The organism is Streptomyces sp. NBC_00078 (assembly GCF_026343335.1).
Taxonomy (GTDB): Bacteria; Actinomycetota; Actinomycetes; order Streptomycetales; family Streptomycetaceae; genus Streptomyces.
Genome location: NZ_JAPELX010000001.1, coordinates 4,735,854 through 4,748,383 on the forward strand (window position 1 = coordinate 4,735,854; position 12,530 = coordinate 4,748,383).

The 12,530-nt window shown below is 72.4% G+C and carries 10 protein-coding genes and 1 pseudogene; 6 read left to right on the plus strand and 5 right to left on the minus strand.

Annotation, left to right across the window (positions count from 1 at the left end; translation table 11 throughout):
• Positions 1-20: 20 nt before the first annotated feature.
• Together OOK07_RS22185 and OOK07_RS22190 are read right to left on the minus strand one after the other, a co-directional pair.
• Positions 21-797, minus strand: coding sequence for an NPP1 family protein (locus OOK07_RS22185; protein WP_266682518.1), 777 nt, complete (start codon positions 795-797; stop codon positions 21-23).
• A gap of 229 nt (positions 798-1,026) precedes the next feature.
• A complete protein-coding gene (locus tag OOK07_RS22190; protein WP_266682520.1) occupies positions 1,027-1,197 on the minus strand; it encodes a hypothetical protein in 171 nt (56 codons plus the stop codon).
• Between the two features lie 256 nt (positions 1,198-1,453).
• Here OOK07_RS22190 and OOK07_RS22195 point away from each other — a divergent pair, with 256 nt between their 5' ends.
• The 4 genes and pseudogenes from OOK07_RS22195 to OOK07_RS22210 all read left to right on the plus strand — a co-directional run bounded on the left by OOK07_RS22195 (position 1,454) and on the right by OOK07_RS22210 (position 6,662).
• Complete coding sequence (locus OOK07_RS22195; protein WP_266798108.1) at positions 1,454-5,242, plus strand: nSTAND1 domain-containing NTPase; 3,789 nt, start codon at positions 1,454-1,456, stop codon at positions 5,240-5,242.
• Positions 5,170-5,424, plus strand: a pseudogene (locus OOK07_RS22200) (transcriptional regulator); the annotation flags it as partial. The gene OOK07_RS22195 and the pseudogene OOK07_RS22200, both read left to right, overlap by 73 nt.
• 118 nt (positions 5,425-5,542) lie before the next feature.
• Positions 5,543-6,364: a GAF and ANTAR domain-containing protein gene (locus OOK07_RS22205; protein ID WP_266798109.1), complete on the plus strand. Its 822-nt coding sequence runs from the start codon at positions 5,543-5,545 to the stop codon at positions 6,362-6,364.
• Positions 6,365-6,383: 19 nt separating this feature from the next.
• Positions 6,384-6,662 carry a ribosomal protein L7/L12 gene (locus OOK07_RS22210; protein WP_266682523.1) on the plus strand — a complete coding sequence of 93 codons (279 nt, stop codon included), beginning with the start codon at positions 6,384-6,386 and terminating at the stop codon, positions 6,660-6,662.
• Positions 6,663-6,771: 109 nt separating this feature from the next.
• On the opposite strand, the gene OOK07_RS22215 is transcribed toward OOK07_RS22210, so the two are convergent.
• The gene (locus OOK07_RS22215; RefSeq protein ID WP_266798110.1) at positions 6,772-7,548 is read right to left on the minus strand and encodes a hypothetical protein; all 777 of its coding nucleotides are present in this window, start codon (positions 7,546-7,548) and stop codon (positions 6,772-6,774) included.
• 377 nt (positions 7,549-7,925) lie between these two features.
• On the opposite strand from OOK07_RS22215, the gene thrS reads away from it, so the two are divergent.
• Positions 7,926-9,146 carry a threonine--tRNA ligase gene (gene thrS, locus OOK07_RS22220; protein WP_266798112.1) on the plus strand — a complete coding sequence of 407 codons (1,221 nt, stop codon included), beginning with the start codon at positions 7,926-7,928 and terminating at the stop codon, positions 9,144-9,146.
• Positions 9,147-9,183: 37 nt separating this feature from the next.
• The gene (locus OOK07_RS22225) at positions 9,184-10,164 is read left to right on the plus strand and encodes a nucleoside hydrolase (protein WP_266798114.1); all 981 of its coding nucleotides are present in this window, start codon (positions 9,184-9,186) and stop codon (positions 10,162-10,164) included.
• A gap of 374 nt (positions 10,165-10,538) precedes the next feature.
• Here OOK07_RS22225 and OOK07_RS22230 read toward each other — a convergent pair whose 3' ends face one another.
• Positions 10,539-11,465 carry an LAETG motif-containing sortase-dependent surface protein gene (locus tag OOK07_RS22230; protein WP_266798116.1) on the minus strand — a complete coding sequence of 309 codons (927 nt, stop codon included), beginning with the start codon at positions 11,463-11,465 and terminating at the stop codon, positions 10,539-10,541.
• A 252-nt stretch (positions 11,466-11,717) separates the two neighbouring features.
• Positions 11,718-12,464, minus strand: coding sequence for a DUF4142 domain-containing protein (locus tag OOK07_RS22235; RefSeq protein ID WP_266682528.1), 747 nt, complete (start codon positions 12,462-12,464; stop codon positions 11,718-11,720).
• Between the last annotated feature and the right edge of the window lie 66 nt (positions 12,465-12,530).

The following is a 12,530-nucleotide window of genomic DNA, read 5'->3' on the forward strand; positions in this document are numbered from 1 at the left end:
CTCCGCGACCGCCGCACGGCTCAGGCGTAGGGGTCGAACGTGATGCCGCTCGGCTTGGCCTTGTCGAGGTGGCCGGCGAACTTGGTGTCCTGGAGCGGGAAGTTGGCGTTGCCCCAGTCGGAGGCGTTCAGGGTGTCGCGGAGGCCGGCCGCCAGGTTGTCCCAGGTGATCAGGTTCTCCTGGTGCCAGGCACCGGTGTCGTTCTCCGGCGTCTCCCCCCACTTGGCGAAGCGGAAGGCGTGGGTGGACGCGCCGTCCTTGTGGTAGACGGCCTCGACGCGCTGCCCGCTCATCGGGACGTCGGCGATCGGGTGCGTGCTGAAGCCGCCGTGGGCGGAGGCGGACAGGTACGACGGGGTGTCGGCGCCCTGCTTCACCCAGACGACCATGCACTCCCAGTCGTGGCGGTGGCCGATGCCCGGGGATGCCTCGTCCTTCTCGAAGTAGCTGGCGTAGATGATCCCGCACCAGCCGTTGTTGCACTTGGCCCGCGAGTAGGTGTTGGCCTGGCCGAGGTGGCCGGAGCGGCACTCGCCGGTGATCGGGCCGGTCGGCTTGAGGCCGCCGTTGAGGGTGCCGCTCGGGTCGATGGCGGCGGCCGGGTAGCAGCTGTCCGTGTCGTAGTCGTACAGGGGCTCGAAGTTCTTCTGGAACGCGGTCGCGTTCTCCGGCAGGTTCTGCAGCACGCCTGCCCAGGCGCTGCCCGGCAGGGCGAGGGTCAGGGCGGCGGCGCTGCCCGCGACGGCGGCGGCTCGGGCGAGGCGGGACGTCCTCGTGCTGGTGACTGCTCGGGGCATGGGGGCTCCTGTTGACGGTCCACTCGTTCCGGACATGACATCCGGCACAGAGTCGAAGACTGGCAAGGCGGGGGTGGGACGGAAAGGCTTTTCTGCTAACTGGGGACGAGCTTTTGCCGAACTGATCAAGCCCACAGCCGACAGCCGGCTGATCAAGCCGACAGCCGACAGCCGGCTGATCAAGCCGACTGGTACAGCGACTGATCAAGCGACTGATCAAGCCGAGTGATCAAGGCAGAACGACCGGGCAGGACCGATCGATGATCCGCACCTGTCCCGCCTTGGTGGGGGTGGACGCGGCCGTGGCGAGCGAGGGCAGCCCGGACACCGCGATCACCCCGGCGAGGGCGGACGAGACGGTCACCCAGAAGCCGAGCCGGCGCAGCGTGCTGGTGGGCATGGGGTTGGGTTCTCCTCCAGTGCGGCCCCGGCGGCCGCGGGGGATCGGCCGGTGCCACGACCGAGATTCGCAAGGGAGGAGTTGATCGGCAGCCCCTGCTCGCCGGGAAATCAACTCGTGACGCGAAAAGCACGGTGACATGAAACCGTCCCCCGTCACCCACCCGTCATCTCCGTTGCACTCGACGGTTTCCTGGCGACCCGTACAGTCATCGTTCCTGATGCCGCTTTCGCCAGGTCTACGGAGGTAGGAGCGCATGGGGCGTCCCGAGAGACCGCTGGACCCGCAGGCCGGTCCCGCGCAGCGGCTCGCGCACGAGTTGCGGGAGCTGCGCCGGACCGCCGGTGGTCCTTCCTACCGGGCCATGGCCAAGGTGGCGGGCTTCTCCGCGACAACGCTGTCACAGGCCGCCGCCGGTGAGCGGTTGCCGTCCCTCGCCGTCGTCGAGGGATATGTGCGTGCCTGCGGCGGCGACCCGGTCGAATGGGTGCCCCGCTGGAAGGAAGCGGAGGAGGAGGCGAGCCGGGCCCCCGTCGACCCCGGCGAGGACGCGCCGGCGCCGTACCGGGGCCTTGCTCGCTTCGAACCGGCCGACCAGCGTCTGTTCTTCGGCCGGGACCGCGTGGTCGACGAGGTCGGGAAGCTGGTGTGCGAGCACCGGTTCGCGGTGCTGTTCGGCCCCTCGGGCAGCGGGAAGTCGTCCCTGCTGCGGGCCGGACTGATCCCGCGGCTGCAGGCGGAGATCGTGGCTCGCGGCTGCCCCGCGACGCTGCGCATCCTCACCCCCGGCCCGACGCCCGCCGCGACCTACGGCCATCTCCTCGCCCCGGCCGACGACGAGCCGGAGAGCTGGGTCGTCGTGGACCAGTTCGAGGAGGCCTTCACCCTCTGCCGCGACCCGCGGGAGCGCTCCCGTTTCATCGACCTGCTGCTCGCCGCCCGCGATGCGGGCAGCAGGCTGCGCGTGCTGGTCGCCGTACGCGCCGACTTCTACACCCGCTGCGGCGAGCACCGGGAACTCGCGGACGCCCTGCTGGGTGCCGCGCTGCTGCTCGGCCCGATGACCGCGGACGAGCTGCGGGAGGCGGTGGTCGGACCGGCCCAGGCGGTCGGCTGTCTCGTCGAGCGGACACTGACCGCCCGCCTGGTGGACGAGGTCCTCGATGAGCCCGGCGGCCTGCCGATGCTCTCGCACGTCCTGCTGGAGACGTGGCGCCGCCGCAAGGGCCGGATGCTCTCCCTCGCCGGATACGAGGCCGCCGGTGGAGTGCGCGGCGCGATCGCGGCGAGTGCCGAGGAGGTCTACGGCGGCCTGTCACCGGCCCAGGCCCGCACCGTGCGGCATCTGCTGCTGCGCATGGTCGAACCCGGCCAGGGCACCCCCGACACCCGGCGCCCGCTCACCCGGCCCGAGCTGGAGGAGTGGGCGGACCCGGACGTGCCGGTCGTCGTGGAACGGCTCACCGGCGCCCGGCTGCTGACCGCCGACGAGGACGGGGTGCAGCTCGCCCACGAGGCGCTCATCACCTGCTGGCCCCGGCTGCACGGCTGGATCGAGCAGGACCGCGAACGGCTGCGCCAGCACCGGATGCTCGCGGACGCGGTCCGCTCCTGGCTGGAGCACGACCGCGACCCCGGCGCCCTCTACCGGGGCACCCGGCTGGCCCGCGCCGAGGAACTGTTCCCGGACCATCAGGCCGACCCCGCGCTGACGGCGCAGGAACGCGCCTTCCTCACCGCCTCGTGCGAGGTCCGCGAGAGGGAGGTGCTGGCCGCCGTCCGGATCAGCCGCAGGCACCGCATCCTGACCGCGTCGCTGTCCGCGGTCGTCGCCGTCGCCCTGCTGACGGGCTTCGCCGTCTGGCGCCAATACACGGACAACCAGCGGCAGCGCACCCAGTCCGCGGCCCGCCGCGTGGCCGAGATCGCCGACGCGCTGCGCACCACGGACCCGCGCACCGCGCTGCTGCTCGGCGCCGCCTCCTGGCGCGTCGCCGAACTGCCGGAGACCCGCCGGGCGCTGCTCGGCTCCCTCGCCCAGCCGGAGACGGGCACCCTCACCGGCCCCGTGCCCGTCGACGAGACCCGGCGCACCCTCGACGACACCGGGCGCATCATGCTCAGCGCCCAGGGCCGCTCCTGGCGCGCCTGGGACGTGACCACCCAGCGCGTAGTCGGCTCGGGCCGGGTGCCCGAGGGCACCGTCGACGAGGCCGGCCCGGACGCCCGGGTGCTCGGGGTGGACGTACACGACGGCGTACGGCTGTGGGACACGGCCACCGGCCGCTGGACCGGCGGCTCCCACGCCGTGCGCGACGCGGGCGACGTCTTCTTCTCCGGCGACGGGCGGTCCTTCCTGACCACCCAGGGGGACCGGCTGCGGCTCCGCTCGGTCACGGACGGCCGCGTGCTCTTCGACGCCCGGGCACCCGACGCCGCGATGACGGCGGTGAGCGAGGACGGACGGCTCGCGGCCGCCTGCGCCACCGGGGGCACCCCGCAGGTGTGGGACACGTCCGCGCACCGCGTCGTGACCGGAGCCTGGCAGCACGACCACGCCTGCGAGGAGGGCATCGGCACCTTCCTCATCCTCGGTGGCGACCGGCTGGCCGCCGCCACCGGCACCGGGGTCCGCATCTGGGACACCCGCACGGGCCGGCGGAGCGCCGACCTCGGCGACACCGGGGTGCAGTACGCCGCCTTCAGCCGGGACGGCGCCTTCCTGGCGACCGCCGACCGCACGGAGATCCGGGTGTGGCGCCTGGCGGACACCGAGGCACCCGTCTTCCGGTACGCGCTGAACAACCAGCACCTGCGCGGCGGCGGCCCGGTCTGGGACCGGGACGGCCGTTTCCTGCGCTATCTGGAGGGCGGCACCGTCCACACCCTCGACCTCCGGGAGGCCGTCACCTCCGGCTGGCGCGCCACTCCGGCGTCCGAGGTGCGGTTCAGCCCCGACGGCCGCACCTACGCCACCGCCGAGCGCACCGGCGACCGGTACGTCTTCCGGCTCCACGCGACCACGGACGACCGCGTCCTGCGGACCCTGCCACCGGTACGCGTCCCCGTCTCCAAGGACCCCACCGTGCCCGTCGTCCCCGGCGACACCCAGGCGCTGGCCTCGTTCAGCCCCGACAGCACCCGCTTCGCGTACGGCGTCTCGGCGCCCGGCCGACTGGCCGTCGCGCAGCGGGTCCACATCTGGGACGTGCCGCACGGGCGGGCCGTGACCTCGCTGGACCTGCCGGGCGGGGCGCTGATCGACATCGCCCTCGGCCCGGACGGCCGCACTCTGAGCGCAGCCCGCACCCCGGACATCGGCGAGATGACCGACGAGGTGTGGGACATCCCGCGCCGGCACCGTACGACGGTCCTGAACGGCGTGACCGGCAGCCACCTCGCCGTCCGCCCCGACGGAGAGCTGCTGGTCGGCGAGGGCCGGGCGGTCCGACTGCCTTCGGGCCGGGCCGACGGACACGACCTCGTGCAGGGCGACCAGACCGGCGCGCTGGCCTTCACCGCCGACGGCTCGCTGCTGGCGGCCGGCGACCAGACGGGCCGGGTCGCCCTGTGGGACGGGGACCTCGCCCACCGCGAGGGCGTCCTGCGCAGCGTCTTTCCCGCCCCGTACGGCACCGACCCGGAGGGCGTGAGCGCGGTCGCCTTCAGCCCCGACGGGCGCACGCTGGCCGTCGGCGGCTCCGCGGGCAGCCTCCAGCTGTGGGACGTGGCGACCGAACAGCCCCTCGGCGGCCCGCTGACCACGGCGGGCGACGCGATCGACTCGCTCGCCTTCGGCTCGGGCGGCACGACGCTGTACGCCGGAAGCGCGCACGTTCCGCTCCAGCGCTACACGGTCGACCCCGAGCAGGCGCTCCGGGCGGTGTGCGCGCGGGCGGGCGGCGCCGAACTGACGCGGGCGCAGTGGCGGACCTATGCGCCGGAGATGCCGTACCGGACGGTGTGCGGGTCCGCCTCCTCGGCATCATCGCCGAGGACGCCCGCGACACGGAGGCCGCCGAGGAGCACTACGTCCGTGCGCTGAGCCTGCTGGAGCGGGCCGGTGCCGTCGGCGACCTGGCCGACCTGTGCCGGCTGCTCGGCGATCTGCTGCGCCGTACCGGCCGGGTGGAGGCGGCCCTGGACGCGTACCGCACGGGCCTCGGCCACCGCACGGCCCCGGGCACCACCACCCTCGGCCCCGCACCCGCACAGCCTCCTCTGTGACCAATGCCGTTCTTCGACCAATGCTGTCCTTCCTGGCGTTTCACCCCTGTGGGCAGGGCTACTCGGACGGTGGTTTCGAGCGGGCGCGACGCCAGTCCCGCTGCGATCGAAGGAGGCGGTGGTCGTGCGGCCCGAGGACGACCGTCACGGCTTCTACGGCGGTGATCCCCGCCCGGCCGGTGAAGGATTCCGTTCGGTCGGTCACGACGCGTGTTCGGGAAGGACGGAGCGCGACCCGGACCGGCTCAGGACCGCCGAGGTGATCGCCGCGGGGGTGCATGACGCGCAACCCGCGCAGATACCGGCCCGGTTGTGCAGGGTGGCGGTGACGCTGCTGCCGGTCGTCGGTGCGAGTGTGTCGCTGCGCAGCGACGGGATGTCGGTCCGACTCGGCGCGAGCAGCGACCAGGCCTCGTATCTCGCGGAACTCCAGACCACCCTCGGCGACGGGCCGTTTCTGTACGCCTCCGAGGCCGCTGCCCCCGTGCTCGCCTGCGATCTGACGGCCGGCCGGGACGTGTGCCGCTGGCCGGTGTTCGCACAGCAGGTGACGGCGGCGGGGGTGCAGGCGGTGTACTCGCTGCCGCTGGGCAATGACACGGTGACCGTGGGCACCCTCGACCTCTACCGTGCCACCCCTGGTGGACTGACCGAAGACGAGCTGAACCGTGCGCTGATGGTGGCCGGTGTCATGACGCTGGCCGTCATGACCCTGCCGCGGGAGGAGGCCGGCAGCGGAGCGGGCGAGCGCTGGCTGGGCGGGCTGGCCACCGACCACGACAAGGTCTACCAGGCCATCGGCATGATCATGGCGCAGCTCGGGGTCGACGCCGACGAGGCGACGGCCCGGCTGCGGGCCCGCGCCTTCACGCAGGGCCGTACCGCGCTCGACGTGGCGCGCGACGTGGTCGCGCACCGGGTGATGCTGGAAGGCGGCTGAGGAATCCTAGGATCGTGGCATGGACATTCTTGGATTCTCCCTGATCACCCTGCTCATACTCATCGGCATCGGCAGCGTGGAGAGCCGGATCTCCCGCCAGGACAAAAGAGTTGCCCGGGTCGAGTACAAACTCGACCTGATCCTCGGCCACCTGGGGCTGCGCGAGCGGGAGCCGTGGTCGGACGAAGTGGACGCCCTGCTGCGGGACGGCAAGAAGATCGCGGCGATCAAGGCGTACCGGGAGGCGACGGGTGCGGGCCTGAAGGAGGCCAAGGAGGCGGTGGACAAGCTCGGTTAGCCGCCGAAACACGAACACGGACACGGGCGCGACCGCGGACTCGGGCGCGAACGCAAACCCGAGACGTCGGACTCGGGCGCGAACGCAACCCCGACCTCGGACCAGGGCGCTATACGCGCAGCCGCGCCTGTTTCCGCACGTCGGCCAGTCGCTGTGCACCCACCTGTACGAAGGCCCTCGTGGCGTCGGCCGACACCACGCCGGGGCCGCCGTGGGTGAGGGCGATGGTGTCGTCACCGATGCGGACCGCGGCGACGTCCAGGGTGAGCATGGTCGGTTCGCCGTCGGCCGTCCGCCCGGCGAAGGTGAGCCGCAGCCCCTGCCGGGCGTCCCCGACATCGGGCAGTGCGGCCTCGTTGACCTGGACGTCCTGCACGGAGCCGTAATCGGTGACCGCCGTGAACCGTCCGCACGTCGCCGTCAAGGTCTTCATCCACGCCAGCGTCCGGTTCACGTCCGCGGGAGACAGGGCCAGCACCTGGTAGCGCAACTGCGCCTGGTCCATGGCGTCGTCGAGCGCGGTCACGGCCCGTGGCCCGCTCGCGGCCCCGAACAGGTCGTCGGTGTACAGCGCGTCCAGAAGCCGTCGGCAGTCGGGTGCCTGGGCGGTCGCCTTGAGCACGCCGTCCCGCCAGGTCGCGGTCCCCTGCGTCGACGCCCAGGGCGCTCCCAGATCGCCCTCGGTCACCAGCGCGGCGTGCGCCTGTGCCTCGGTGAGGGGGCGGGAGGAAGGGGGCCCGGTCGGGGGCCCGGCCGGCTTCGCGCTGCGCGAAGGGGCGGGCGCCTGGACCCTCACCTGCGCACCGAGGCCGCACGCGCTCACGCTCACCAGGGTCCCCAGGGTCAGCACGGAGGCGAGGAGGACGCGGTGCGGGGTGCGGATCATCGGAGTCCTCCCTGGTCACGATCGGTGCGTCTCCAATGGATCACCCCCCGGGCCACCTCACCAGCGCGCCGGTCCGTCCGGGTTACCCGCGGCACGCCTGCGGCCGACTCCACACCCGCGCAGCCCGTACACCCGCTCCCCGTCCGGAAGGAGACTCGCGACCGCCCCGTCCCGCCCCCGAAAACCAGTCGCCCTCTCCCCGCCCCCGCGTTACCGTCCTCCCATGAAGCGCGCCCATTCGTTGTTCACGACGACGCCGGAGAGTGTCCCGGCGCGCTGATCACTGGACTGGAAGTCCGAAGCCCCGGGGCGAGTGCCCCGGGGCTTCGTCGTCGGTCGCTCGCCCGTGAGACCCCTGACCCGCGAGGAGACCGACCATGTACGACCACCGCAGGCTCGGCCGTGAACTGGACCTGTTCGACACCGATCCGCTGATGGGCGCGGGGCTGCCGTACTGGCTGCCCGACGGGGCGATCGTGCGGCACGCACTGGAGGAGTACATCCGGGACCAGGAACGCGCGGCCGGCTACCGGCACGTGTACTCACCCGTCCTCGGCAAGCGCGAGCTCTACGAGATCTCGGGGCACTGGTCCCACTACAGCGACGACATGTTCCCGCCGATGGAACTGGGCAGCGAACAGGTCGTGCTGCGGCCCAGTCTCTGCCCCCATCACGCCCTCATCTACCGCTCCCGTTCCCACAGCTACCGTGAACTCCCCCTCCGCATCGCCGAGTTGGGCGGCATGTACCGGTCCGAACTGTCCGGGGTCCTCGGCGGCCTGACCCGCGTACGGTCCATCCAGCTCAACGACGCCCACATCTTCTGCACCCTGGAACAGGCGGTGGACGAGGCACGCGCCGCCCTCGCACTCATCGGCCGCGCCTACGCCGACCTGGGCATCCGCGCCGCCCGCTACCGGCTGTCCCTGCCGGGGGAGGGCGGCAAGTACGTCGCCGACCCGGAGTTGTGGGAGCGGGCCACCGGGCTGCTGAAGGAGGTGCTGGAGAGCAGCGGCCTCCCGTACGACGCCGTGGCGGGCGAGGCCGCCTTCTACGGGCCCAAGATCGACGTCCAGATCACCGACTCCGCCGGACGCGAGTCCACCCTCTCCACCGTTCAGATCGACTTCCACCAGCCCGAACGCTTCGACCTGCACTACATCGGCCCCGACGGGGCGAAGCACCGCCCGGTCATGGTCCACCGCAGCATCATCGGCAGCGTGGAGCGGGCGGTGGCGCAGCTGGTCGAGGAGCACGGCGGGGCCTTTCCGGCGTGGCTCGCGCCCGTGCAACTCGTCGTGCTGCCGGTGTCGGACGCGCAGATGGCACAGGGCCAGGAGATGGTGCGCCGGGCCGTGGCACGCGGGCTGCGGGCCGAGCTCGCCGGGCCCGAGCAGGGCACCCTCGGCGCCCGCATCCGGGCGGCACGCCTCGTGCCGTACCAGGCGGTGATCGGCGAGCGGGAGGCCGAGAGCGACCTGGCGGCCGTACGACTGCGGGACGGGCGGCGTCCGGGGGCCCTGCCGGTGGAGCGGCTGCTGGAGCGGATCGGCGTATGTGCCGCAGCCCGTGGCGCCGAACTGTGGGCAGCTGCGTAGGGTCGTCCTCGTAGCGTGGAGAGAGAGGAGCGCGGCCGTGACCGGTCAGCCCATCCCGGTGATCATCGACTGCGACACAGGTGTCGATGACGCCCTGGCCCTGCTGTTCGCCGTACGCCACCCGGCGCTCGACCTGCGGGCCGTCACCTGCGTCGCCGGGAACACGGACGTCGACGGCGTGGTCCGCAACACCCTGACCGTGCTGGAGCAGGCCGGCGCCCCCGACATCCCGGTCGGCCGCGGGGCCGAGCGCCCGCTGATCGAACCGGCGCGCTCCGCGGCCCACGTGCACGGCATCGACGGCATGGGCGACCTCGGCCTGCCCGCGCCCACCCGCACTCCCGCCGACGTGGACGCGGTCACCCTGCTGCGCCGCGAGATCCTCGCCTCCCCGCGCCCGGTCACCCTGATCCCCACGGCGCCCCTGACCAACATCGCGCTGCTCCTGCGCACCCACCCGGAGGTGACCGGCAACATCGAGCGGATCGTCTTCATGGGCGGCGCGGTGGCCACCGGGAACGCCACGCCGGTCGCCGAGTTCAACGTCTGGCACGACCCGGAGGCGGCCGCGGTCCTGCTCACCGCAGGGGTGCCGATCACGATGTACGGGCTGGACGTGTTCACGCAGGTCGTCGTCCCCAGCGCCGCCGTGCACCGGCTGCGCGCCAGTTCCGAGCCCGGTGCCCGGCTGGCGGGCGAACTCCTCGCCCACCGGCCGGCCCACCCGGGCGAGGCCGCCGAGGCCGAGGCCGAGGACGCGGGCGGCCTCGGCGACGCGGGCGCGGTGTGCTCGGTCGTCGACCCGGTCGGCATCACCACCAGCCTGCTGCCCGTCGAGGTCTCTCTCGCCCCGGGCCCGTCCCGCGGCCAGACGGTCGTCGACCGGCGCCCGCGCCCCGGAGAGTCCGAGATCCACGAGGGGCTGCGAGAACAGCCGCTCGTGGACGTGGCGTTGGAGGTGGACGTGGAGCGGTTCGTGAAGCTGTACCTGGAGACGGTCGAGATTCCGGGGGCTTGAACCGGGCCCTGGACCGGGCCTTGGACCGGGCCTTGGACCGGGCCTTGGGTCGGGTCCTGGGTCGAGTCCTGGGCGGGGCCTTGGACCGGGCCCTGGATCTGGCCCAGAACGGTTCGTGGACCGGGCGCCGGACCGGGCCCTACTCCGCCTCGGTGGCCGGAATCGCGGAACCGCAGAGGGCTGCTCGCGCCATCATGAGGGAGTGCGGGCCTCGCACCGCGGCGCCGAGTTGATCCGGAAGCAGGCCCGGGGGCTGAACCGCCCGCGGACCGGTCCGGGCGCGGTCATGGGGCCCACACCTCTGGCGCGTTCGCGGACCGGGCATGACGAACGCCCCGGAGCGGGGGTCTCCGGGGCGTTCGTATCGGGATGGCTCAGGAGCGGGCCGTGCGCCGCCGCTTCGTCACCACGACGATCGCCGCACCGGCGGCCAGGAGGGCCGCGGCGCCGCCGGCGATGATGCCGGAGTCGCTGCCGCCACCGGTCTCGGCGAGGTCACCGCCGCCGCCACCGTTCGGGGTGGGCGCGGGCGCCGAGGCCGACGCCGAGGCGGACGGGGTCGGGGCCTCGGTCGAGGGGGTCTCGGACGCCGGCGGGGTCGTCTCCTGCGCCGGCGTCGACGGCTGCTCGGTCGCCGGGGTCGACGCCGGCGGGGTGGCCGGCGGCTGGGACTCCTCGGCCGTCGTGCAGTCCTTCGTGCCGCCGTTCCACGACGCGATCAGCTTGTCCTTGATGACCGGGTGGTCGGGGCCCTTGGGCAGGTCCCCGTGCTCGAAGCCGTCCTTCGCGTCGAGCTTGCCGTCGAACTTGACGGCGCCGCGGTAGAGGTCGATCTGCGCGAAGCAGCCGGCGTCCGGCACCGCGATGTCGAGCGAGTCGGTCTGCCCCTGCTTGACCGTCACCGAGTCGAAGTCGACGAACACCTGCTCGCCGGAGGTGGCGAAGGAGGAGCCGTGGGCCAGGTACGAGGCAAGGGAGGCCGTGCAGGTCGTCGCGTCGCCCGCCGTACGGACCTTGACGTGGATCTTGCCGCCGTCGGTCGGCTTCAGGGTCTGGTCGTCGACCTTGACCGAGTCGAAGAAGTTGACGCCGTCCAGAGAGAACTGGCAGCGGTCCGCCTCCGTCTTGGTGCCGGCGCCCGTGCCCGGGTGGTAGGCGCCGCCCGACTTCCAGCCGTCACCGCCGGGGGTGTCGGTGGCCCAGGCGCCCGAGGCGGCGGCGACGGTGGCGGCACAGAGGGCGAGCGACGCGGCGCCCGTACCCAGGAGACGTCGCGCGGTGACACGGCTCGCTATGGACATGCAGGATCCCCACTTTTGCGTGTACAGACCCGGCGACGGCGGCGCAGGACAGCATGCGGCAGCCGGCTGTACCGGGGTGAATGGTCTGAGGAACACCGGGCTCACTGTTCACATGCGCCTCAGTGTGCCCACATGGTGGATGCCGTGATCGAACGGTGTCAACCTGCGGTGACGCCAGAGTAGTTCAATCTTCGATCACGATTTCGCCACAGAGGGAACAGGCGGCTCCGCATCCGCTCGGCCACCCACACCTCATCGCACGGTCGGGCTCGGGCTGGCCGCCTGGTTGGACGACTCGCCGGGCAGGACCGGCGGCTGGGTGGTGCTGTCCACCGGCGGCGTGAGCACGATCTCAGGCTGGCCCGCGGCCGGCGGCGGCGGGGTCAGGTCCGTGGAGGGCAGCTTCGGCGGGGTCGTCTCCTGGAAGAGGACCTGGTCGAAGTTGACCAGGCCGGTCTGCTCCATGACCGTGATGTGGTCGAGGACCGTCACGTTCGCCTGGTCGGCCAGGGCCCGCACCACGGTGTTCTTGGTCGTCGAGCGGATCTTCGCGATCGTGTTGAAGATCGAACCGTGCGTCACGCGCAGGATGTTGGCGAAGTCCGTGTCGAACTGACTGCCCTGGTCCGCGGCGAGCGTGTTGACGAAGCCGACCTGCTGGGGACTGGCCACGTTCGGGATCGTGATGTTGAGCATCGTGCTGATCTTGCGGCAGCTGGCGTCCAGCGCCGCGTGCCCGTCGATCAGGTGCTTGCTCGCGATGAGCACCCCCTTGCTCTGCCCCTTCTTCAGGCCCATCTGCCCGACCGGGTACTCCCACAGCCCGGCCGCGCGCACTTTGACCACGAAGTCCCGGTCCGCTTCCGTCAGGGGACCCCACTGGGTCTGCGCGATGATGAGTGTCCCTGAGCTGGATGTGGTGTTGACTCCGAGCATCGCGGGATACGCGAGCGCGGCCAGTGTCACGCTGAGCGCACCGCCCACGAAGAGGGTTCCCATCGCATTCCGCGAAAAGCGCACCGTGCCTCCTGCCCGGTCGAGGGTCCCCGCCGAAGATCTGCGGGG